Genomic DNA, 21,997 nt, shown 5'->3' with positions numbered 1-21,997 from the left:
GACAAGTCGACCTTACTCCGAGTGGTCTAGCGTCGAGGGCAGACCGTCAGCTCGCCCGCAGGAAGGGCGCGGTCGCAGTCGAACCGGCCGCGCAGCCGCGTCGCGACGTCCGGCGGGAGGCGGTCGACCGCCAGCCAAGAGGACTGGACCACCAGGTACTCGGCGGCGGTCCGCTCGATGCACGCCAGGTTCTCCCGGTAGCTCTCCAGGCCGCGCACCGCCGGGACGTAGGTACCGCGCTGCACGAACACCGGCGCCGGGTACCGGCAGTCGGCCGGGTTGCCGAAGAAGTACGCCATGTCGCCGAACGCCAGGTAGAGCACGGTGGCATCCGGGCCGATCCGCGCCCGGACCGGTTCGAACAGCCGCTCGTCGAGCCGCGCGGCCGCCACCCGTCCGGAATTCGTGTAGTCGGCGTGGATCGCGTCGAACGAGTAGGGCGCGCTCGGCCACACGGGCACGACGAGTACGGCGACCGCGCCGAGCACCGCCACCACCGGCCGGGTCCGCCGTCGATCCAGGAGCCCGATCAGCGCCACGGCGACCACCGACGCGACCAGCGCCGCGTAGACGACCGTCCCGTGCCCGAGGCGCCACTCCGTCGTCGCAGCCGAAACGATCGGCGCGCCGATCCCGAGCGCGACCGTCAGCAGCACGAGCGCGCGAGGCGGGCCGCCGTGCTCGGCGGACCAGCGCGCCACGGCGAGCCCCCACAGCGCCGCGGCGAACGGGACCAGCGCCGCGAGGTGGTACTGGAACCACTGCCCTTGGATCACCACAGCCGCCAGCACCACGCCCACGGCGACCACCGGCAGGACGAGCCACGCCAGGCGAGCACGACGTCCCGGCGCCAGCCGCGCCAGCACCACGATGCTCACCGGGAGAAGCGCCAGCACCGGGACGGCCAACGCCTCGTTCAGCACGGTCCCGGCCAGTGCTCGCACATCGCTCCACAGCAGGCCCCGGCTGAGCGGGCTCCCGCCGTTGAGGCTGGACAGCTCGCCGAACCACCGCCACTCCCGCGGCTCGACCAGCACGGTCAGGCCGAACAGGCCGAGACAAATCGGCAAGCCGAACGCGCCGGTCAGCAGCGCGCGCCGCCGGTCGAGGACGGCGAGCGCGCCGAGCGCCACCAGCGCGGTCGGCACCGTCGTGTACTTGACCAGGACAGTCAACGCCAGCAGCACGCCTCCGGCGGTGGCCGCGAGCAGTGGCCGGCGGATCCGGAGCGCAGCCCCGACGGCGCCGGCCGCGAACACCGCGGCCAGCCACTCCGGCTGCAGGAAGTCCCAGTTCGGGGCCAACGCGAGCGCGAGCCCCGTCATCGCGGCGACCGCCGTCGCCTCACCGGCCGGGCGGCACCGCGCCAGACCCGCACGCAACAGCACCGTCACCAGCAGCACGACGAGCAGGGCCAGCACCCGCACGACCGCTTCCCGCACGGGGATCGGCAGCGAACTGCCGACGTCCCCCAAGGCCAGCACCACCCGGTAGGCCATCGGCCGGTGCACGAAGACCTCGGCCGGCGAGAAGCCCGCGCGACCGGCCGTCTCGAGCGTGCCGAGGACGAACCGGACGTCGTGGTCGAGCCCGGTCCAGGCGATGGTCAGGGCGAGCGGGACCAGGAGCAACAGTCCCCAGGGAAGCAGCGCCCGGCGGGACCCGGTGGGCGCCGCGACGTCGTTTCGGCTCAGTTGCTCACCTCGGGCCGCGCGGTGAGGGACTCCTCCAGCCGCGCCAGCCGCTCTTCGTACTTCGAGATCGCCGACAGCCGCGCCCGGATCCTGGCGTGCTCGGCGCGAACCTGGTCGGCTTCGTCCGGCGCGTACTCGAGCTTGTCCGCCGGCCGGGCGGCCGAGCCCGGCCGCTCGACGGCCGCGACCCGCGCGTCGAGGGCCGCGAGGTGCGGCGCCAAGCGGCGCTGCTCGTCGTACAGCCACTTCACGTGACCATCGAGTTCTTTGGTGCACTTCTCGACGTCTTGGCGCAGTGCCGCGATGTCCCCGTGGAGCGCGTCGAGCTCGGGCCGGATCCGGTCGAGGGCGATGTTCTCGATCCGCGGCCGCACCTTCGCGACCACCGGCCGACCGACCGCCCGAGCGAGCTCTTTCGCCCGTGAGAGCGCCCCCTGCAAATCACTCACTGCACAATCTCGATTCTTCCGGAGTCACGCCAGGCACTCAGCAGCCGGGATTCCGCGTCGAGGCGGTGCTCGGCCGTCACGCCGACCTTGCTGCCCCAAGCGTGCTCGAAGTCGGTCTGGTCGGGTCGTTCGATGATCGACACGCCGGTGAGCCGCACCACCGCGTCGGGGAACAGCTCCTTGCACAGGTAGGTCACGAGGGTGCCTGTCGTGGCCCACACGTGCTGGTCCGTCGAGAGCCCGAGCAAGCGCGAAAGCGGCTGTACGAACCGCCGGTTGGAGATCGGCACGAACCCGAGGTCGGCGGGCCACCAGTCGGGCAGGGTCTCCGGCTCCCAGAAGAGCCGGCCCGGCTCCGCGAGCAAGTAGAGGCGCGAGGTGTAGTCGGCGAAGGTGTACGGGGAGACGATGACCCCGCGGTGGACCACCACGACGTCGGTGCGGGTGCCGTAGGCCGGCTCGGCGTCCGGCTCGTCCAGCGCGAACGTCGTCATCCGGAAGACCAGGTCGCTGCCGTCGATCAGCGCGGCGCGCTCGGCGTCGGGTGCCATCGGCGCGTTCCCCACGACGGCGATGGTGGCGGCCTGCTGGCCTCGAGCGTAGGAAAGCAGCAGTTCTCGAAGCATGTGACCCGTATCACTCTCACCGAGCCGTCCGGACGTCTCATCTTTGAACTGAGTCCGATTCATTGCTTCCTCACCGACATGTCCGGAGCTGCCGACCCCGCCAGTAACCGGGCCGCCGTCAGGCGGCAGTTGAGCAGACGGACAATAGCCGACAGACCACCGTCGTCACCCGGAAGGGGTGCACTGTGACCGCGCTGGCCATCGTCCCGGCTAGGGGCGGCTCCGTCGGGCTGCCGGGCAAGAACCTGGCGCTCTTCCAGGGCCGTCCGCTGGTAGCGCACACGGTGCACACCGCCGTCGCGGCCGGGATCGCGGACGTCGTCGTCACGACCGACGACGCCGAGATCGCCGCCGCCGCGGCGGCCGAAGGCGCCCGGACCGTCGAACGCCCGGCCCGCCTCGCGGACTCGGCCAGCAGGACCCTCCCGGCGGTCCTCCACGCCCTCGACGCCCTCGACGTCCCGGACTCGACCCTGGTCCTGCTGCTCCAGCCCACGTCGCCGCTGCGGACGGCGGGCGACATCGCCGAGAGCCTCGACATCCACGCCGACCGGCCCACCGGCTCCGTCGTGCAGATGTGCCGGACGGCCGAGCACCACCCGCTGAAGGTGTGCCTGGAGACGCCGGACGGCGGCATCGCGCCGGTGCGGGACTGGTCCGACCTCGAGGCGCCACGGCAGACGCTGCCCGTCGTACTGCGCCCGACCGGCGGGATCTACCTGGTGCGGGCCGGGGACCTGCGGACGCACGAGCGGTTCTTCATCCCCGAGGTGCGACCGCAGTTCGTGCCGGTCGAACGTGCGATCGACATCGACTCCGCGGCCGACCTCGTGCTGGCCGAGGAACGGGCGGCCGCCCGCCGCTGACTCAGCGGTCGACGAAGGCCTTGTACAGCGAAGGCCGCCAGATCTCGTCGCCTTCGAGCAGTTCGACGATGCGCCGGTGGGCACCCGGTTCGCCGAACGCGGTATCGGGCTCGCAGCGGCCCATTGCCCGGGCCTCGGCGATCCCGGCCGAGACGGCGTCCGCGGTCGGCTCGACCGTCAGCACGCTGGGCGCGACCGCGCGGTTGCGCTGCCGCGTACCGACGGTGACCGAGGGCGTGCCCAGCACCGGCGCCTCCCGGACGCCGGCGCTCGAGTTCCCCAGCACGACCGCCGCGTTCTTCATCAGGGTGACGAAGTATTCGAAGCGCATCGACGGCAGCCGCACGAACCGCGGGCCGGCGAGGCGGTCGAGCTCGCTGCGGATTTCGCGGCAGCCCTCGTCGTTGTTCGGGTCGATGACGACCCAGTTGCCCTCGGCGAGGACCGCGTCGACCACGGCGGCCGCGTTCCGCCGGTTGAGGTCGCGTTCGGTGGTGACCGGGTGCAGCGCGAGCAACCCGTAGTCGGTGAACGGGATCTCGTAGTGCCGTCGCACCTCGTCGAGGTCGGGCAGCCGCGCGGACGTCAGGACGTCCACCTCGGGGCTGCCGACGACGAAGATCCGATCCTCTTCCTCGCCGAGTTGCAGCAGCCGCCGGCGGGCTTGCTCGTTGGCGACCAGGTGCACGTGGGCGTGCTTCGACAGCGAGTGCCGGATGACGTCGTCGATGGTGCCGCTGACCTCGCCACCTTCGATGTGCACGACCCGGACGTTGGCCAGGGACCCGACGATCGCGCCGGCAAGCGCCTCGACGCGGTCGCCGTGCACGACGATCGCGGCCGGCTGCTCCTCGTGCACCAGCCGGGCCAGCGCCTGGACGGTGTTCGCGAGCACGAGCGCCATCGGCTCGTCTTCGATCTGGTTCGGGATCAGGTGCAGCCGCTCCAGCCCGGCCAGCTCGATCTCGCGCACGGTGTAGCCGTAGCTGCGCAGCATGTGCATGCCCGTGACGACGATCCGGGCCGACAGCACCGAGCTCTTCTGCACGGCGAGCATGACGTCCCGGAGCTTCCCGAAGTCGGCGCGGGTCCCGGTGAGGAACAGGACCTCACGCCGCCCGGGCTCAGCCAAGGTCCGCCCAGCTCACCTGCGTGTTCGCGGGGAGCGCCCGCGTCGCGACCCGGCCGAGCAGGCTCTCGAAGTCCTTGGCCTTGATCTCGCCGGTGCCGGGCCGCTTGACCCAGATGTTCTCGGTGCTGAGCGACTCGCCTTCGGCGACGTCCTTCGTGGTGACCACGCAGGCGTAGGCGAAGTCGATCGTCGGCTGCTCCTCGGCGAGGATCTGCTTCGAGCCACCGCGCGCCGCGTGGATCAGCCGCGAGCCCACCACGAGCTCCTTGAACTCGGCCGGGGTCGAGGACACCGGGATGTCCGGACCCGGCCAGCTCATGTCGGACGTGAAGTGCCGCTCCAGCACCGAGGCGCCGAGCGCGACCGCGCCCAGGCAGGGGTAGATGGTGGTGGTGTGGTCGGAAAGCCCGAGTTCGGCGTCCGGGAACGCGGCGTGCAGCTCGGCGAGCGCGCCGAGGCGAACCTGCTCCGGCGGCGTCGGGTAGAGCGAAGTGCAGTGCAGCAGCGCGAACCCGACCCCGGCCGCGCGCAGGATCTCGACGGCGGGGGTGATGGACGCGACATCGTTCATCCCGGTCGACAGGATGACCGGCTTGCCGAACGAGGCGACGTGCCGGATCAGCGGGTAGTTGTTGCACTCCCCCGAGCCGATCTTGAAGCCGGCGACGTCCAGCTCGGCCAGCCTGTCCGCGGCCGCGCGGGAGAACGGCGTCGACAGGAAGACCAGCCCGCGCTCCTCGGCGTGCGCCTTGATCTCGCGCTCGTCCTCGGCGGTGAGCGCGACCCGGTTCATCATGTCCCAGATCGGCTCGTCGGCGTTGCCGGGCACGACGTCGTTCGGGATCATCTCGTCGTCGACCACGTGGGTCTGGATCTTGACGACCTGGACGCCGGCGTCCGCGGCGTCGTCGACCATCTTGTGGGCCTTCTTGGGGTCACCCTCGTGGTTTATGCCGATCTCGGCGATCACGAGAGGCGGGTGGTCGGCACCGACCGGGTGCTCGCCGAGCATGAACATGAAAACCTCCGGGTCGCTGCGTGGCTGCGGTCCGTCCACGACCTTAGCCCGTGCCGTACCGGACCCCGGCGGCCCGACCCGAGTGCCCTACCAATGGGCCCGCTCATCCCATCGGTACCCTCGTCCACGTGCATGCCACCAGCACGGTTCAGGCCGCGGACTCACCCGTAGCGACGTCGGCACCGCCGAGGTCGGACAGCAAGACGTTCGCGCGAGCCATAGCCGACATCAAGGCCGGTTTCTCCGCCCGCGAGCTGTGGGGTCACCTCGGCTGGCAGGACATCAAGCAGCGCTACCGCCGGTCGGTGATCGGGCCCTTCTGGATCACGATCAGCCAGGCGGTCATCGCGCTCGGGCTCGGGCTGCTGTACTCGCAGCTGTTCCACTCGCCCATCGAGGTGTTCCTGCCCTACCTGAGCACCGGCTTCATCCTCTGGGGCTTCATCAGCGGGTGCCTGGCCGAGGGCATGGAGACGTTCATCGCCAACGAGGGGATGATCAAGCAGCTCCCGGCGCCGCTGAGCGTCTACATGCTGCGCACCGTGTGGCGCCAGACGCTGCTGCTCGCGCACAACATGATCGTCTACGTCGTCATCCTCGTGATCTTCTTCGGCGCGCTGGACAACCCGTATTCGCTGGGCTCCGCGGACGGCCTCTGCCACTTGGGCCAGTACTGCCACCCGGGCCTGAGCTGGAACATCCTGCTCGCGATCCCCGGCTTCGTCCTGCTGGCGCTGAACGCGGGCTGGGTGACGCTGCTGCTGGGCATCATCTCGACCCGCTTCCGCGACATCCCGCAGGTCATCAACTCGCTGATCCAGCTGCTGTTCTACGGCACGCCGATCGTGTGGCCGGTCGACCAGCTGCTCGGCGGCGGGGCTCGCGCGAGCATCTCGTGGGTGCTGCCGATCATCCAGCTGAACCCGCTGTACCACTTCATGCAGGTGGTCCGCGCCCCGCTGCTCGGCCAGTCGTTCACGGCGGGCAACTGGATCGTGGTCGGCTCCATCACCATCGTCGGCTGGGCGCTCGCGCTCGTCGCGATGCGCAATTACCGTGCCCGCGTCTCCTACTGGGTGTGACACATGGTCTCCATTGATGTTCAGAACGCTTTCGTCGACTTCCCGATCTTCGACGCGAAGACCCGGTCGATGAAGAAGCGCGTCCTCGGCAAGGTCGGCGGCAAGATCGGCACCGACACCAAGGTGCCGATCATCGAGGCCCTCCACGACGTGACCCTCAACCTCCGCGAGGGCGACCGGGTCGGCCTGGTCGGCCACAACGGCGCGGGCAAGTCCACGCTGCTGCGGCTGCTCGCCGGGATCTACGAGCCCACCCGCGGCTCGTCGCGGATCACCGGCAAGATCGCGCCGGTCTTCGACCTCGGCATCGGCATGGACCCGGAGATCTCCGGCGAGGAGAACATCATCATCCGCGGCCTCTTCCTCGGCATGACGGCCAAGGAGATGGAGAAGCGGGTCGACGACATCGCCGAGTTCACCGAGCTCGGCGACTACCTGCAGATGCCGCTGCGGACGTACTCCACGGGTATGCGCGTGCGACTGGCGCTCGGCGTCGTCACCTCGATCGACCCGGAGATCCTGATCCTCGACGAGGGCATCGGCGCGGTCGACGCGGCGTTCCTCAACAAGGCGCGCGACCGCCTCAAGGACCTGGTGAAGCGCTCGGGCATCCTGGTGTTCGCCAGCCACTCGGACGAGTTCCTGTTCGAGCTGTGCGACTCGGCCCTCTGGATGGACGAGGGGCACCTCAAGCAGCAGGGTTCGCTGCGGGACGTCCTCACCGGGTACAAGGGCCGCGACCCGTTCATGGACATGAGCCAGGAAACGCTGCAGCGCCTGGGCATCGAGCCGGTGGCGACGACGAACGGCGGGGAATGATGGCCAGCGAGACCCAGCAGCTGCCCGACGGCGCGGTCGTCGGCGTGGTCGTCACGCGGCACCGGCGCGAGCTGCTCGCGGACTCGCTGAAGGTCATCGCGGCCCAGACCCGCCCGGTCGACCACCTGGTCGTCGTCGACAACGGGCCGGACAACTCGGCCCGCGAGGTCGTCGAGAACTACCCGCTGCCCCACACGTACCTGCCGTCGCACCGGAACCTCGGTGGCGCCGGCGGGTTCGCGCTGGGCATGCTGCACGCGCTCTCGCTGGGCGCGGAGTGGGTCTGGCTGGCCGACGACGACGGCCGTCCGGCCGACGAGAACGTGCTGGCGATCCTGCTGGAGGAAGCGGAAAAGCGGGGCCTGGCCGAGATTTCCCCGGTGGTGTCGAACATCGACGCGCCGGAGAAGCTCGCGTTCCCGCTGCGCCGCGGCCTGACGTGGAAGCGGTCGCAGTCCGAGCTGGGCGTCGACTTCCTGCCGGGCATCGCGTCCCTGATGAACGGCGCCCTGTTCCGGGCGTCCACTTTGGACGTCGTCGGCGTGCCGGACCTGCGCCTGTTCTTCCGCGGCGACGAGGTCGAGCTGCACCGGCGGCTCGCCCGCTCGGGCCTGCCGTTCGGCACGTCGCTCAAGACGAAGTACCTGCACCCGGACGGCTCGGACGAGTTCAAGCCGATGCTGGGCGGCAAGTTCCACGCCCAGGACCCGGAGAACGAGGTCAAGCGGTACTACACGTACCGCAACCGCGGCTACCTGTTGTCACAGCCGGGAATGCGCAAGATCGGCGCGCTGGAGGTGCTCCGCTTCGGCCTGTACTTCGTGGGCGTGAAGCGCGACCCGAAGGCGTTCCTGGCGTGGCTGAAGCTGGTCCGCCAGGGCCGGGCGGAGAAGTTCTACCGCTACTAGCTTTTCAGCCGCGGTACGCGCCTTCGATCGGCACGGGCTCGGCTTCGGTCCGGACGTCGGTGAGCTCGGCGGCCGGCACGGTCTGGCGCCACACGCGGTAGTCCACCTCGACGAGCCCGAGGTCGCGGGCGAGCAGGTAGTCCTCGTCGACCAGGTGCAGGTCGGCGCTGTCCCGCCCGCGGCCGAGGACCTCGAAGGTGCCACCGCGCCACCGGCACAGCGTCCGCACGAACGTCAGGTCGTCCAGTTCGACCTGCTCGACGACCTTCATCCGGAAGCCGTAGGTCTCGGTGAAGTCGGCCGGCGGCGCCGCACCCGGCAACGGGTGCAGCACGACCCGGCCGGCGCCGGCGAACTCGGCGTCGAAGTCGCCTCCGCGGTACCGGGCGGTGTAGCCGCGGCGCACCAGCGGCGGTAGCGGTACGGGCGGCGGGAAGAACGCGGCTTCGCCGAAACCGTCCTTCTGGTCGGGGATCCAGCCGACCTTCCGGCTGTGGTACTGCGCCAGCCGCACGTCGCCTTCGTCGCGGCGGACGACCAGTTCCGCACCGGCCGGGATCTCGATGAGCCGCAGGACGTACTCGGGCAACGGGTGGTCGACCCCGGGGAAGTACCCGGTGCCGAGGAACGGCGGCGGGTACACCCGCGCCACCCCCAGCTCGGCCGCGATCTCCCGGTCCGACGAGCCGTAGGAGGTGCGGAACGGAAAGGTGTGGCCGGCCGCGAACTTGAGCAGGTAGAGGGCGTCGAGCGAGCCCCAGCCGGGGATCTTGGCCAGCCCGTAGTTCCGGAGCGCGGCGGCGGCGTCGAGCTCGGCGACGTCCTCGGCGCGCCCGGCGAACCCCTGGATCCGGTGCGGTTCGAAGCGCCCGGGGACGATGACGTTCCCCAGGTAGAGCCCGACGAGCCCGGGCTTGACCGGCAGCTGGACGACGGTGCCGCCCGCGAGACCGGCGGGAGCGTCAGGACTCATCGGTTTCCTTCTGTCGTCGGATGGTCGGTGCGAACCTCATGGATGTCAGTCACCATGTGCTTCGGCACCAAGGCCTCGTAAGTGAACCGGTCCATCTGCTGGAAATGCACGTCGGGGTGTTCTTCCGGCTTGGCCCAGGTATCGGCGAGCCAGTGACCGTCGCCTTTTCCCACCACGCCGATGAAGAACTCGCCGTCCTCTTCGCTGTAGACCTCGAACCGGTGATCGAGAAAGGTGCCGTACGTGCGCACCGTGTACCACTCGTCCAGGTCCGCGATCGCCACTTCCTGGTCAGGAACCCCTTCGCGTCGCAGCATCACCCGGTCCGGAGGCCGCTCCGACACCGAAAAGACCGAACCCCGGTACACCCCGGACACCCGGGGGGAGATCCTCCTCGACTCAGGCACCCGCCCCTCCTCGTCCACGTACGTCGAACCACCCTCGTCCGTCCAAGTACACCCCGGCCAAGGATTCCGTCCCGTCCGCGTGCACGAAGTACATCTCGGCACGGCCGCCGTAATCCGCCCGGGTGTGCAGCCATTCCGGTACGCCTCCGCCGGTGTAGCCCGTGCCGAGGAACGGTGGATCCCACGGGCGCGGCGCCGACTGTCCGGACAGGACCTGCATGTCGTGTGCGGACCCGGGATCCGTGCCGCCGTAGCTGATCTCCATCGCACCCGCGTCACGAGAAGCGGGGAACCTGAGCTGGTAGGCGTGGGGCGCATTGGCTTCGATCGGTGTCCACCCCGCCCCTTGGTCATCGAGCGCCAGCTTGGTCCGGAACTCCGCGGGCGTTCCGTACTGTGCGGTGTCGCTGCCCCGAGCGACGGAACCACCGACCTGCGCGGGGTCGAACACCTTGGTGTCGCCGGTGCTCAGCTCCACGTACCTGGTCTTGTTTTCCAACGTGGCTTCGCCCATTTCGGGCTTCACGACCTTCGTCATGATCTCGCCCGGGTCGGCCTTCAGTTCGTTGCGCACCGCGACGATCTCCGCGCGCTGGGCCGGGGTCAGGTTCGCCGTCGGCTGCAGGGTCATCGCCAGGTGGCGGTCCGGGTCGTAGCCCAACCTGCTTGCCGCGCCGCGGATCTGGTCGTCCGTGGACGTCGGGCGCGTCTGCATCGAGTCGCGGGTGTACTGGCCGCGCAGCTCGTCGTCGGTGGCGTGGTGGCCCTGGTTGTTGTGCATGCCGCCGGGGTCGTCCGGCGGGTGGGGCGGGTTCGCACCGGGCGGTGGGGTTCCGCCGCCGCCTGAACCGCTCGCCGCGGTCTTCTCCGTGGGCGCGTCGACGCGCTTGCCGGCGGCGGTCATCGTGTCCGCCGCGTTCGCCTCGGTGGTCTGGTAGTGCTCGCGGACCGCCTTGGTGCGGGTGCCGGCGTCCTCGACCGCCTTGCCCGCCCGGGTGACGTGCTCCTTGGCCGCGGAGACGGTGGTGTTGAGCGTGCCGGTCATGGTGGAGCCGACCAGGCCCATCGACTGGGCGCCGAAGTTCGCGCCGGAGACGGTCCGGCCGACCGCGTGCACCTTGTCCTTCGTCCGGCCGAGGTGGCCTTCCATGGTGCCCAGGGACTCCGTGTGCAGGGCGTACCCGCCGCTGTGGCCGCCACCCGCCGCCGGACGTGGCTCGGTGGGGTGCGGGCTCGACGTCTCGTGGTGCGCCGGCGAGACGTCCGGGGTGTGGTGCGGCGTGCTCGTGTGGTGCGGGGTGCTGGTGTGGTGGGTCGCCATCACGCCTCCGCCGGCTGCTGGGTCTCGTACGGCTTGGCGGCCTGGTACGCGCCCGTCGCGAGCCCGCCGACCGTGGAGAACCGGTCCAGGCCCGTGGTGAGCTTCTCCATGGCTTCGAGGAGCTTGGCCAGCCGGCCGCCCTGGCGCCCGAAGCCTTCGAGGAGCTTGCTGATCTTGCCGGCGATCTTCGACGCCGTCGCCGCGGCGCGGGCCGACGCGACCCCGCAGAACGCGGCGATCGAGCCGCCGAAGGTGCAGACCGCCGAGGCCGCCGCGATCAGCGCGTCCCGGATGAGCTCGGCGATCACCGACGAGATCAGCCCGAAGACGATGCCGCGCAACGTCGTGACGAGCATGCCGGAGATGCCCGCCACCGCGGCGGTCCCGTCGAGCGTCTTGCCGAGCGACTCCAGCTCCTCGGCCATCTTCGTGAGGCTGTCGCGGTAGGCGTCGGCGGCCTGGCCGGTCCATTCGGCGACGCTGCGCAGGTCGTCCCGGTGTTCCTGGGCGAGCGTGTGCATCTCGGCCGCGGCGGACTTGAGCTGGTCGACGTTCGCGTTGATCTCGTCGGGGTTGCCGAGCAGGGCGTCCAGCGGCTCGCGCAGGAAGCTGATGTGCTCCAGCAGCCAGCCGACGCCGGCGTTGAGGACGGCGCCGAGCGGGTCGATGGCGGCGCCGACGGTGTCGACGACCGCGCCGGCCGCGCTGATGGAGACGTCGAGGACGCGCTGGCCCTCGGACTCCGAGTCGGCGGTGACGGAGTCGACGAGCCCGGCGTAGGTGTCGAAGACACCGGCCCCGGAAGTGGCGGTGGTCATGTCCGAAGTCCCCTCAGTCGCGGCGCATGATCGCGGAGCCGCCGAAGTCGTCATCGTCGTCGCGCGGCGGGCGCGTCGGACGGCGTGGCGGTGGCGGTGGCGTTTCCGGCTCTTCGTGCTGCCAGAGCTGTCGTTCACGGATCGGATCGGGCGCCGGTGGCTCCTCGGGTTCCTCCGGCGGGACGTAGCCGGTGACCATGTGCATGGCCTCGGAGTCCCCGCCCAGCGGCGCGAACGCGGCCGCGACGTTGACGGCGGCGTCGCGCTGCGCCTTGCGGGCGAGCTTGAGGATCTCCTCGGCGAGCTTGGCCCCGGACTTGCCGGCGATGGCGGAGTCGGTGAGCCGCAGGTCGGTCAGCGAGCCGTTGGGCGCGACCCCGACGTGGATCGTCCCGTCGGGCGAAGCCACGGTCGTGCCGGCGGCCTCGAGCCCGACGCGGAACTCTTCGGCCTTCTCGCGGACGTCGGCGATCTTCGTCTCGAAGTTCGCCAGCCATTCCTCAGGTGTCATCCCGGCCTCCCCGCAGTCCGACGCGCGGGGAAGGTTACTGGTTCCGTGACCAGCGTGGACGCGAAAACGCCCCGCACCTGGTGCGGGGCGTTTCGCCGAGCTGTTATTCGCCGATGACGGGCGGGGCCGTGCGCATGTCGGTGCCGAAGACCTCGTCGGGGTCGCCCTCGACCAGGTACGTCGGGCGCGAGTGCTCCGTGTCCTCGTCGCCCTCGCCCTTCTGGCCGCGGCCCATGCCGCCCGCGCCCATCCCGCCGCGGCCCGCCGCGCCGCTGCCCGAGCCGAGGCCGCCCATGCCGCGCCCCGCGGCCGCTTCGGCCGCGCCGATGCCACCCGGCCGGGCCGCACCCGAGGCGGCGCCCGCGCCGGTCGCGCTGCCGGAGCCCGAGCCACCGGGGCCGAAGCCGGAACCACCCCGGCCACCGCCGCCCGCGCCTCCGCCGAGCTTGGAGTTGTAGGCCTCGTCGCCGCCGAAGCCGCCACCCATACCGCCGCCCATCGGCATCGGGCTCATCGGCATGCCGCCCATGGAGGTGTTCGGGTTCCCCGCCGACCCGGTCGGCACGGCCCCCGGCTGGAAGCCCGACGGCGTGGTGGTCCCGGCCGGCAGGATCCCGGCGCCCGTGGTCGAGCCGGGCCCGGAGATGTGCGGCGTGACGTTGGGACCGGGGACGTTGCCGCCGGTGAAGTTGCTGCCGGTCGAGTTGTTGCCGGTGGAGTTGTTGCCGTTGCTGCCGCCCGGCGTGTTCACCGAGCCGGAGCCCGGCATGTTGACGCCGGAGGGGTTGTTGATCCCTTCCTTGTCGCCACCACCGGTCGGGTCACCGGTGCCGCCCCCGGTGCTGAAGCTGGGCGGCGGCGCGAAGGCGGGCTGCTTCGACGCGGCCTCGTAGAGGTTCTTGTCGTAGGTCGACATCACGCTGGCGGCCTGGTCGTGCGCCGCCTGGCTGTCCTTCTGCTTCTGCAACGACTTGTCGACGTTGTCCGGCAGGCTGAACGGGTTGGACGTCGCCCAGTTCTTCATCTCGTCGGTCCAGCTGAACGGGATGGGGGCGGGCATCGAGTTCTTGGCCGTGGAGGCGGCTTGACCCTGGTCGTAGATGGTCTCCGAGGCCAGCTTCGCGTTCTGCGAGTTGGCGTCGGACCACTTGCCGAGGCTGGTGAAGTACGACTGCGCGTTCTCCGCGGCAGGCCCTTCCCAGGTGCCTTTGGAGGAATTGACTGCGGTGTTCATCGACGTGGCGAACTTGTCGAAAACCTGGTGGACCTGGTGGTACGCGGTCGAGACGTCGGAAACTTGCTCGACGTTCAGGTTGCTCTGCAGGTACGCCTGGAGCTGAGTGTGGTCGCTGCCCTTGTAGTCCGCGTTCGGCGCGTTCAGGCCGGAGACGTAGTCGACGTCGCGGCCCTTGGTGGCCTCCGCGACGTTCTTGTCGCCCATCTCCTGGGACTGGTTCTTGGCCTGCTGCTGGGCGATCCACTGCTGGAGCGGCCCGAAGAGCCAGTTGCCGGGGTCGACGCCTTCGTCGGCCTTCTGCTGGAGGTAGGCATCCCGGTCGGCGGGCGCCATGTCCTGGACCTGCTGCGGCGTCTTGTCCGGCGTCTTGGGCGCCGGAGGCTGCTGTCGCGTGCTCATCTGGGTCCCCTATCCCTTCGGCAACCGCGGCTCGACGATCTTCGTGGCCACGTCCTCGGCGAGCTGGCAGGCCCTCTCGACGGTGTTGACCGACGTGACGTTCACGTCCACTCGCGCCTTGTCCCCGACGCCGAGAGCGACCGTGCAGCCGAGCGGCGCGGTGCTGGACGCCTCTTTGGCCTTGCGGCCGTTCACCTGGAGGTCCTTGATGCCACCACCGGTGTCGACGACCGCGTCGAGCGGGACGTCGTCGCGGATGGCGGCAGTGATGGTCATGCCTTCTTCGCTCGCCGTGGTGGTCTTGTTCTCATAACCGCAGATCCGCGCTCCGCCGAGCTTTTTCTCCTCGGCGTCGCCGAACGTGCTGTACGGGCTGACGTCGGCAGCCGTCAGCAAGGTGCACGGTTCAAGAGCGGTAGTCGTGGCGCTGCCGGGGTCCGCGGTGCTCGAACTGCCGGAGGTCGGCGCGGCCGACTCCGAATTCGCCGGCGTGGCCGTGCCGTTCTGGGCGCTGGTGCAGCCGGCCAGCAGGAAGACGCCCGCGACGACGGGCAACGCAGCGCGTGCGAGGAGTTTCATCATTCCCTACGGCTTGGACTTCAGGCTGTCGAGAGCGGTGTTCTCGGCCTCGGTGTACTGACCCGCGGCCCGGGCCAGCGCCTCGTCGGCCTGCTTGGCCACCTCGCGGAGCTGGGACAGCGCAACGCCGGCAGAGCCTTCCGCGTCCGCCGCACCCTTCTGGTCGTGACTCGCGACGGTGTGACCGTACGGGTGGTTCCCCAGCTGCGGCGTCTGGTTCAGGACCACGACGTCCTTGTCCAAGTGGCGCAGGTCGGTGACCAGGTCGTTCAGCGCGTCACGGATCGGCTTCACGCCTTCGGGGGTGATCTTGAAACCGCCGCCCTTGGCGGCGTCCACCAGCTTTTGGGTCTCCGCGGTGACGCCCTTGATCGCCTCGCTCATGCTGCCCGAGGAGAGCGGGTTGACTATGTCCGCGAACGAGCCGCCACCGCCGCCGTCGGCTATCAACATCGCTGTTCCACCCCGTATCGCTTCGCCCGTGCGTGTGCACCCGGGAGTCTACTAGCCGGGTACCCTGCGCAACTGCCGTTCACCGATCTTCACCTGTGACGCGCGGCCGCCGCCGAAGGTTCCGCAAGGGTCAGAACTGGCCTTCGAGCTGGGCGTACAGCTGCTGGGCCAGGCGGGCGTTGTCGGCCGGGGCGTAGGTGATCCAGCGCTGGCCGTCGTCGGATCGGCGGGAGGACATCAGCCAGCGGCCCTGTTCCGTGTCGAACCAGGCCAGCGGGGGGAACGTGCCGCCGCGGGTCTGGGCGGTGAACTGGCCGATGCGCTTCTTCGGCTCCTGGAAGACGCGCTCGATCATCCGGACCTGCGGGCCGCCGGCGCCGCTGTGCGAGCGTGGGCCGCTGACGCCGGCGAAGGGGTCGTACGCGTCGTCGCGACGCTGCTGGCGGGGCTGCTCGGCCGGGCGGGAGATGGTGACCGACTGGCCGGGTGCGGCCGGGGTCAGCGGCAGCAGGTCGACGATCGCCGGGACGATGCCCGTCGGGCGGACCTCCTCGAAGACGATGAGGTTCTCGTCCTGCTTCGCGAGCACGGCGAACTGGCCGTCGGAGGCGACGCGGGCGAAGAGCTGCTTGCCGCCCAGCTCGGCGACCGCGCTGATGGTCAGGCTGCCGCGGACGAAGGTGGCCAGCGCCAGCTCGGCGTCCGCGTCGAGGCGGCCGCGCTGCCACAGCCCGCGCCCGGTGAGGTCGCGGACGACGGCGTCGCGGATCATCCCCCGCTGCTCGACGGTCGTGCCGACGTGTGGGACCTCGAACGGCGTCGGCGCGCGGCCGAGACCGAGGCGTTCGACCAGGATGTCCACCGCCGCCAGCGACAGCGAGAACGTGTGTGGCATCGCTTGCATCTCCCCCGCGGGTTTCAGATCTCCGGGAAACGGTAGTCCACCGCACACGATGACCGCAGCCGGACGCCGAAGCCGCTGCGCCCTCAGCGAACTCGCTTGCCGCGCGAAGATCGCCGCTGGTCCGATGGGTGCATGGCTGACCAGAAACCCGCACTCGTGCTGCACCTCGCCACCGGCGGCGAGCCGCTGCTGTTCGCACTGACCGCCGAAGAATCCGGGAAGCTGGCGGGCAAGCTCCCCCAGCTGGTGAAGTCCGCCGCGGTGGACACGGTGACCACCAAGAACGACGCCGAGGTGACGATCAACTTCGCCCACGTCGCCGCCGCCTACATCGACGACCTCAACCGGAAGACGAACATCTTCGGCATGCACACCTGACGCACGAAGGCCGCCTCACGACGCATCGTGAGACGGCCTTCGGGACACCTGGGTCAGAGCTTGTACAGGCGCTTCCAGTTCTCACGCGAGGTGAGTTCCGGCATGGCGCGCTTGTACTGCTCCTGCACTCCCGCGCCTTCCTTGCGCAGCCGCTGGACGACCTTCGCGCCGCGCTTGGCCAGGTCGAACATCTTGACCTTGTCGTAGGAGCGGACGCGGACGCCTTCCTGGTTCGCGTCGGTGACGACCGCCGTGTCGAACAGGGCGATGTGCCACCAGTTCGCCTCGTCGATCGGCACCGCGCCGAGCCCGAAGCGGCTGCGGCCGAGCACCCGGTCGAGCACGCGCTTGATCAGCACCAGGCGCTGCATGCTGGGCCGCGGCGCGCTGTTGATGATGCCGATGTCGTTGGAGGCGATCCCCGGGACGTCGGTGGCCTTGTGGCGCTTGGTCTCCGGGTACTGGTCGCGGATCCGGCGGATCTCCTTCATCGCCTCCACGCCACCGTCGCGCAGGACTTCAGGGCCTTCGAGGAAGTCCTCCACGGCCTTGATCAACGTGGCCGACAGGCCGTACTGCATGCCCAGCAGGTACCGCACGAGCTGGGCGAGCAGGACGCGGGAGAGGAGGTTCAGGTTGAACGGGGAGTGCAGCGCGGCGGTGATGATGGAGTTGCGCAGGTTGAAGTAGCGGTGCCACTCGTCCCAGTCCTTCATGTGGAAGTCCGCGTGCCACACCCCCGCACCCGGCAACGTCACCGTCGGGAAGCCGTGCGCCCGGGCCCGGTAGGAGTACTCCGCGTCGTCCCACTGGAAGAAGAACGGCATCGGATACCCGGTGGCCTGCACCACCTCGTACGGGATCAGGCAGGACCACCAGCCGTTGTAGCCGGCGTCGAGACGGCGTTCCTGCCGGTTCGGCTTCAACGTCTCCTCGTCCACCCCGAGCAGGTCCGCGGTGGTCAGCGAATGCTCGACCGGCTGACCGGGTTCGAGGGTGTTCAACCGGGCGTATTCGGCGCCGACGTGGAGCTGGTTGGGGTGGAACAGGTTGAGCATCTGCCCGCCGACGATGATCGGGTTGGCGGCGCGGTTGGAGAACGCCGTCATCCGGATCACCAGGTCCGGCTCCAAAAGGACGTCGTCGTCCATGAACAGGACGTTGGCGTGGGCGGTGGCGGTGTGCCCGGCGACCTCGTACAGGCCGCGGGTGAACCCGCCGGCGCCACCGAGGTTGGGTTGCTTGATGTAGTGCAGCTTCTCCCCGAGGTCCTTCACGACCTGGTCGAACCCGTCGCGGGATTCGACCAGGTCGGTGCCCTGGTCGGCGACGTAGATCGCGTCGAGGGTGTCGAGGGAGGAGACGTCGGCGGCGAGGGCCTGCAGGTTCTTCAGGCAGTCATCGGCGCGGTTCATGGTGCAGATGGTGACCGCGGTCGGGCGGATCGTCTCGGGGGCTTCGACGGTCCAGCGGACCTGCTCCACGCGCAGGGTCTGGCCGCCTTCGGTTTCCAGGTCGAGCCAGAGCGCGCCACCGTCGTAGAACTTGTCCAGCTTCCCGGTCAGGGCGATCTTGTGCTGTGTGACGTCGGTGACCTGCTCGGCCTCGATGACCCGCGGTTCACCTTCGACGTCGGAGGCACCCATGGACAGCAGCCCGGTGCCGGTGACGACCGCCTCGACCGACACCTCGGTCACGGTGGTCCAGCGCTGCCAGTAGGACGCCGGGAACCGCCCGAAGTACGTGTTGCCCGAGACCTTGGAGGCGGGCTCGAGGCTGATCGCCGCACGCTCCCGCACGGCCGAGCCCCACTCGAGCTCGGCGTAGAGGTCCTTGCTGACGATCGGCGCCGGGCCGGCGTAAAGCCCGCGCTGCGCCGTCAGGCGACCCTGCGGAGTGTGCTCGGTGAACCGCGTCTCGGCGGCCGCGCCGGCAGTGGTGGTCGGCGCCGGGGTAGCTGTTTTACCGGGCATGAAGTTCCTCAGTTCTCCTCAGTCGACGGCTCGCGGAAGACGACCCACTTGAGCATCACGAAATTGATCACGGTGGCGGTGGCCTGCGACACGGCCCAGCACAGGGTGTGCTGCCACGCGGACTCCGGCAGCACCTGAAGCATCAGCTGGTTCACCCCGACCGCGACGAAGAACGTCACGGTGTAGAGCAGGACGAACGAGCCGACCTGCGTCTTCCCGTCGCGCCGCCCGCCGGAGAAGGTGAACTTGCGGTTCAGGAAGAACGCCGTGGTCGTGCCCACGATGAAACTGATAGCGCGCGCGATGTCGACCCACGGTGAAGCGGCCATCCCGGCCACCTGGGTCAGCAGCGTGTACGTACCCAGGTCGATCAGGGCGCAGAAGCCACCGATCAGGGCGAAGCGGATCAGCTGCCCGAGCAGTCCGATGGAGGACGGCTGCGCAGCTGCGATGTCGGCTTGCGGATCGGTCGCCACCACTGCATTACCTCGTTGCCTGAGTCATGGTCACCCGCGCGGGCGCTTGTGCCTTGATGCGCAAAGTGTAGAAGCGAGCACTTCAGGGTCACGTTCCGGGCATCGTTCGGCGTGGCTACCCTGGTCGGGTGACCCCAGGACTCGACACACAGCGTCGCACGCTCACGGGCTGGGCGCGGACGGCACCGACCACCGCCGACGTGCTGAGCACCGCAGACGTCGAAGTCATCGCGCGGGCCGTGACCCAGGCCGGTGAACGCGGTGTCATCGCCCGCGGGCTCGGCCGCTCCTACGGCGACCCGGCGCAGAACGCGGGCGGCCTCGTCATCGACATGACGGCCCTGAACCGGATCCACTCGATCGACCCGGACAGCGCGCTCGTCGACCTCGACGCCGGCGTGAGCCTGGACCAGCTGATGCGCGAGGCGCTGCCGTACGGCCTGTGGGTCCCGGTGCTGCCGGGCACGCGCCAGGTGACGATCGGCGGCGCGATCGCCAACGACATCCACGGCAAGAACCACCACAGCGCGGGCAGCTTCGGCAACCACGTCGTGTCGATGGACCTGGTGACCGCGGACGGCAAGGTCCGCACGCTGACGCCGGAGGGCCCGGACGCCGAGCTGTTCTGGGCGACCGTGGCGGGCATCGGCCTGACCGGGATCATCCTCCGGGCCAAGATCCGGATGACCAAGACGGAGACGGCGTACTTCCTCGCCGACAACGAGCGCACGAACAACCTCGACGAGACGCTGGAGCTGGTCAGCAACGGCTCCGACGACAAGTACACCTACTCCTCGGCGTGGTTCGACACGATCTCCACCGGCTCGAAGCTGGGCCGCGCCGCCTTCGGCCGCGGCTCGCTCGCCAAGCTCGACGAACTGCCGCCGAAGCTGCGCGCCAACCCGCTGAAGTTCGACGCTCCGCAGCTCGCGACGCTGCCGGACGTCTTCCCGAACGGCCTGGCGAACAAGCTGACCTTCGGCACGATCGGCGAGCTGTACTACCGGAAGACGCCGAAGGAAGCCCACGGCGTCATCCAGAACCTGACCGCCTTCTACCACCCGCTGGACATGTTCGGCGAGTGGAACCGGGCCTACGGCTCCAAGGGTTTCCTGCAGTACCAGTTCTCGACGCCGCTGGGCGCGGCCGAGCCGCTCGAGAAGATCGTCAAGAAGATCGCCGAGTCGGGGCACGTCTCCTTCCTCAACGTGTTCAAGCGGATGGGTGAGGGCAACGCGGCGCCGCTGTCGTTCCCGCACCCCGGCTGGATGGTCTGCGTCGACTTCCCGATCAAGGACGGGCTCAGCCGGTTCTGCCAGGAGCTCGACGACGACGTCCTCGAACTCGGCGGGCGGTTGTACACCGCGAAGGACTCACGCACCTCGCCCGAGACGTTCGCGAAGATGTACCCGCGGCTCGAAGAGTGGCGCAAGGTTCGCGCCGCCGTGGACCCCGAAGGCGTTTTCGCCTCTGACATGAGCCGGAGGCTCGCACTGTGATCGACGCCGTTGGCAACCCCCAGTCCCTGCTGCTGCTCGGCGGCACCTCCGACATCGCACTGGCGATCGCGGAGAAGTACCTGGCCGAGAAGCCGCTGCGGGTCGTGCTCGCGGCCCGGCCCTCGCCGCGGCTCGACGCGGCCGCGCAGCGCCTGAAGGACAAGGGCGCCGAGGTCGCGACCGTCGACTTCGACGCGAAGGACCTGGCGTCGCACCCGGGCGTGCTGGACAAGGCGTTCGAAGGCGGCGACATCGACGTCGCGGTCGTGGCGTTCGGCCTGCTCGGCGACGCCGAGGAGCTCTGGCAGGACCACGCCAAGGCCGTCGAGCTAGCGACCGTGAACTACTCGGCCGCGGTGTCGGTCGGCGTCGCGCTGTCGGAGAAGCTCAAGGTCCAGGGCCACGGCACGGTGATCGCGCTGTCGTCGGTGGCCGGCGAGCGCGTCCGGCGGTCCAACTTCGTCTACGGCTCGACCAAGGCCGGTTTCGACGGCTTCTACCTGGGCCTCGGCGAGGCGCTCGCGCCGCACGGCGCGAAGGTGACCGTCGTCCGCCCCGGGCACGTCAAGACGAAGATGACCGAGGGCATGAAGGACGCCCCGCTGGCGCAGACCGCTGAGCAGGTCGCCGAGATCGCCGTCTCGGCCGCGCGCTCGGGCAAGGACCTGGTCTGGGCGCCCGCGCCGTTCCGCCTGGTGATGTCGGCGCTGCGGCACGTCCCGCGGCCGATCTTCCGCAAGCTCCCCATCTGAGATCTCTCCTGGGGCCTCCACCCGCGGGTGGAGCCGGATTTCCATCCGGGCCCGACCCGCGAGCCGATGTGTCGTGACGGCTGTCGAAACAGACTGTCGTCATGACGAACACCTCGAGTGACCGCGCCCGGCTGACGATGCTTCTGCGCGACGTCGCGCTCCCGATGGCCCTGTTCTACGTCCTGCGCTCCTTCGACGTCGACGCGCTGTGGGCGCTGCTGGTCAGCGCGCTGCCGCCGGCGATCCGCTCCGGGTACGTCCTGGTGCGGCACCGCCGGATCGACCCGATCGGCGCGTTCGTGCTGGCCGTGCTCGTGGTCAACGGCGCGGTGGCGCTGATCTCCGGCGACCCGCGGCTGCTGCTGGTCCGCAGCGCCTGGGTCGGGCTGCTGCTGGGCGGGCTGATGCTGGGGAGCCTGGTCGTCGGACGGCGGCCGTTCCTGTTCCGGGCGATCTGCACGCTCCAGCCGGCCCGCGCCGCCGGACTCGAGGCCGGCTGGGCCGCCGACGAGGGCTTCCGGCAGCCGTGGCGCACGGTGACCCTCTGGTGGGGCGTGGGCGGCGTGCTGCTCGGCTGCGCCGTCGTGCTGATGGCGTTCACGCTGCCGGTCGACGTCGTGCCGTTCCTCGACACCGCGCTGACCGTCGGCTGCCTGCTGCTCGGCGTGAAGCTCACCCGGAAGCGGTTGATCGCCGGCATCAACCGGACGGTGGATGCGTAGG

General features: G+C 69.9%; 24 protein-coding genes. 8 read left to right on the top strand and 16 right to left on the bottom strand.

Annotated features, from left to right (window positions below; all coding sequences use genetic code 11):
* Positions 1 to 26 precede the first annotated feature (26 nt).
* Genes OHS58_RS38620 through OHS58_RS38610 form a run of 3 tightly spaced genes read right to left on the bottom strand, consistent with a single transcriptional unit; the run spans position 27 to position 2,769 of the window.
* Positions 27 to 1,631, bottom strand: a complete 1,605-nt coding sequence (locus OHS58_RS38620) for a hypothetical protein (protein ID WP_328645688.1) — start codon at positions 1,629 to 1,631, stop codon at positions 27 to 29.
* Between the two features lie 59 nt (positions 1,632 to 1,690).
* A complete protein-coding gene (locus OHS58_RS38615; RefSeq protein WP_326945634.1) occupies positions 1,691 to 2,080 on the bottom strand; it encodes a hypothetical protein in 390 nt (129 codons plus the stop codon).
* A gap of 59 nt (positions 2,081 to 2,139) precedes the next feature.
* Complete coding sequence (locus OHS58_RS38610; RefSeq protein ID WP_328645687.1) at positions 2,140 to 2,769, bottom strand: hypothetical protein; 630 nt, start codon at positions 2,767 to 2,769, stop codon at positions 2,140 to 2,142.
* 185 nt (positions 2,770 to 2,954) lie between these two features.
* Between OHS58_RS38610 and OHS58_RS38605 the strand changes: the two genes are divergently transcribed.
* Entirely contained in the window at positions 2,955 to 3,635 is a 681-nt protein-coding gene (locus OHS58_RS38605) for an acylneuraminate cytidylyltransferase family protein (protein ID WP_326945632.1), read from the top strand.
* Between the two features lies 1 nt (position 3,636).
* Here OHS58_RS38605 and neuC read toward each other — a convergent pair whose 3' ends face one another.
* Together neuC and OHS58_RS38595 are read right to left on the bottom strand one after the other, a co-directional pair.
* The gene (gene neuC, locus OHS58_RS38600) at positions 3,637 to 4,767 is read right to left on the bottom strand and encodes a UDP-N-acetylglucosamine 2-epimerase (RefSeq protein ID WP_326945631.1); all 1,131 of its coding nucleotides are present in this window, start codon (positions 4,765 to 4,767) and stop codon (positions 3,637 to 3,639) included.
* On the bottom strand, positions 4,760 to 5,785 hold the full coding sequence (locus OHS58_RS38595) for an N-acetylneuraminate synthase family protein (RefSeq protein WP_328645686.1): 1,026 nt from the start codon (positions 5,783 to 5,785) through the stop codon (positions 4,760 to 4,762). Before OHS58_RS38595 ends, neuC begins: the two co-directional genes overlap by 8 nt.
* A 128-nt stretch (positions 5,786 to 5,913) precedes the next feature.
* Between OHS58_RS38595 and wzm the strand changes: the two genes are divergently transcribed.
* The 3 genes from wzm to glfT1 are packed head-to-tail and all read left to right on the top strand — an operon-like array spanning position 5,914 to position 8,594.
* Complete coding sequence (wzm, locus tag OHS58_RS38590; protein WP_328645685.1) at positions 5,914 to 6,867, top strand: galactan export ABC transporter permease subunit Wzm/RfbD; 954 nt, start codon at positions 5,914 to 5,916, stop codon at positions 6,865 to 6,867.
* A 3-nt stretch (positions 6,868 to 6,870) separates the two neighbouring features.
* Positions 6,871 to 7,686 carry a galactan export ABC transporter ATP-binding subunit Wzt/RfbE gene (wzt, locus tag OHS58_RS38585; RefSeq protein WP_247059962.1) on the top strand — a complete coding sequence of 272 codons (816 nt, stop codon included), beginning with the start codon at positions 6,871 to 6,873 and terminating at the stop codon, positions 7,684 to 7,686.
* Entirely contained in the window at positions 7,686 to 8,594 is a 909-nt protein-coding gene (gene glfT1, locus OHS58_RS38580) for a galactofuranosyltransferase GlfT1 (protein WP_326945628.1), read from the top strand. Before wzt ends, glfT1 begins: the two co-directional genes overlap by 1 nt.
* Positions 8,595 to 8,598: 4 nt before the next feature.
* On the opposite strand, the gene OHS58_RS38575 is transcribed toward glfT1, so the two are convergent.
* The 9 genes from OHS58_RS38575 to OHS58_RS38535 form a co-directional block, all read right to left on the bottom strand.
* Positions 8,599 to 9,567 carry a hypothetical protein gene (locus OHS58_RS38575; protein ID WP_328645684.1) on the bottom strand — a complete coding sequence of 323 codons (969 nt, stop codon included), beginning with the start codon at positions 9,565 to 9,567 and terminating at the stop codon, positions 8,599 to 8,601.
* On the bottom strand, positions 9,564 to 9,944 hold the full coding sequence (locus OHS58_RS38570; protein ID WP_326945626.1) for a hypothetical protein: 381 nt from the start codon (positions 9,942 to 9,944) through the stop codon (positions 9,564 to 9,566). The genes OHS58_RS38575 and OHS58_RS38570 overlap by 4 nt, the downstream gene beginning before the upstream one ends.
* A 22-nt stretch (positions 9,945 to 9,966) precedes the next feature.
* The gene (locus tag OHS58_RS38565) at positions 9,967 to 11,295 is read right to left on the bottom strand and encodes a hypothetical protein (RefSeq protein WP_328645683.1); all 1,329 of its coding nucleotides are present in this window, start codon (positions 11,293 to 11,295) and stop codon (positions 9,967 to 9,969) included.
* The gene (locus OHS58_RS38560) at positions 11,295 to 12,113 is read right to left on the bottom strand and encodes a WXG100 family type VII secretion target (RefSeq protein ID WP_328645682.1); all 819 of its coding nucleotides are present in this window, start codon (positions 12,111 to 12,113) and stop codon (positions 11,295 to 11,297) included. The genes OHS58_RS38565 and OHS58_RS38560 overlap by 1 nt, the downstream gene beginning before the upstream one ends.
* 13 nt (positions 12,114 to 12,126) lie before the next feature.
* Positions 12,127 to 12,624, bottom strand: coding sequence for a YbaB/EbfC family nucleoid-associated protein (locus OHS58_RS38555; protein ID WP_328645681.1), 498 nt, complete (start codon positions 12,622 to 12,624; stop codon positions 12,127 to 12,129).
* A gap of 103 nt (positions 12,625 to 12,727) precedes the next feature.
* A complete protein-coding gene (locus OHS58_RS38550) occupies positions 12,728 to 14,260 on the bottom strand; it encodes a hypothetical protein (RefSeq protein ID WP_328645680.1) in 1,533 nt (510 codons plus the stop codon).
* A 9-nt stretch (positions 14,261 to 14,269) separates the two neighbouring features.
* Entirely contained in the window at positions 14,270 to 14,839 is a 570-nt protein-coding gene (locus OHS58_RS38545) for a DUF3558 domain-containing protein (protein ID WP_328645679.1), read from the bottom strand.
* A 6-nt stretch (positions 14,840 to 14,845) separates the two neighbouring features.
* The gene (locus tag OHS58_RS38540; RefSeq protein WP_326945619.1) at positions 14,846 to 15,292 is read right to left on the bottom strand and encodes a hypothetical protein; all 447 of its coding nucleotides are present in this window, start codon (positions 15,290 to 15,292) and stop codon (positions 14,846 to 14,848) included.
* A gap of 130 nt (positions 15,293 to 15,422) precedes the next feature.
* The gene (locus OHS58_RS38535; protein WP_247059943.1) at positions 15,423 to 16,187 is read right to left on the bottom strand and encodes an ESX secretion-associated protein EspG; all 765 of its coding nucleotides are present in this window, start codon (positions 16,185 to 16,187) and stop codon (positions 15,423 to 15,425) included.
* Between the two features lie 141 nt (positions 16,188 to 16,328).
* Here OHS58_RS38535 and OHS58_RS38530 point away from each other — a divergent pair, with 141 nt between their 5' ends.
* Positions 16,329 to 16,574: a hypothetical protein gene (locus tag OHS58_RS38530; RefSeq protein WP_326945618.1), complete on the top strand. Its 246-nt coding sequence runs from the start codon at positions 16,329 to 16,331 to the stop codon at positions 16,572 to 16,574.
* A 53-nt stretch (positions 16,575 to 16,627) separates the two neighbouring features.
* On the opposite strand, the gene OHS58_RS38525 is transcribed toward OHS58_RS38530, so the two are convergent.
* On the bottom strand, positions 16,628 to 18,547 hold the full coding sequence (locus tag OHS58_RS38525) for a glycosyltransferase (RefSeq protein ID WP_326956317.1): 1,920 nt from the start codon (positions 18,545 to 18,547) through the stop codon (positions 16,628 to 16,630).
* 8 nt (positions 18,548 to 18,555) lie between these two features.
* A complete protein-coding gene (locus OHS58_RS38520) occupies positions 18,556 to 19,026 on the bottom strand; it encodes a GtrA family protein (protein ID WP_247059940.1) in 471 nt (156 codons plus the stop codon).
* A 125-nt stretch (positions 19,027 to 19,151) separates the two neighbouring features.
* Between OHS58_RS38520 and OHS58_RS38515 the strand changes: the two genes are divergently transcribed.
* The 3 genes from OHS58_RS38515 to OHS58_RS38505 all read left to right on the top strand — a co-directional run bounded on the left by OHS58_RS38515 (position 19,152) and on the right by OHS58_RS38505 (position 21,996).
* Positions 19,152 to 20,522 (top strand): FAD-binding oxidoreductase, encoded by a 1,371-nt coding sequence (locus OHS58_RS38515; RefSeq protein ID WP_328645678.1) that lies wholly within the window; start codon positions 19,152 to 19,154, stop codon positions 20,520 to 20,522.
* A complete protein-coding gene (locus OHS58_RS38510; RefSeq protein WP_326956319.1) occupies positions 20,519 to 21,274 on the top strand; it encodes a decaprenylphospho-beta-D-erythro-pentofuranosid-2-ulose 2-reductase in 756 nt (251 codons plus the stop codon). Before OHS58_RS38515 ends, OHS58_RS38510 begins: the two co-directional genes overlap by 4 nt.
* 101 nt (positions 21,275 to 21,375) lie before the next feature.
* A complete protein-coding gene (locus OHS58_RS38505; RefSeq protein WP_328645677.1) occupies positions 21,376 to 21,996 on the top strand; it encodes a VC0807 family protein in 621 nt (206 codons plus the stop codon).
* Position 21,997 lies beyond the last annotated feature (1 nt).

The organism is Amycolatopsis sp. NBC_00348 (assembly GCF_036114655.1).
Taxonomy (GTDB): domain Bacteria; phylum Actinomycetota; class Actinomycetes; order Mycobacteriales; family Pseudonocardiaceae; genus Amycolatopsis.
Note: the sequence above shows the minus strand (reverse complement) of the source record. Positions and strands in the feature narration are given on the sequence as shown.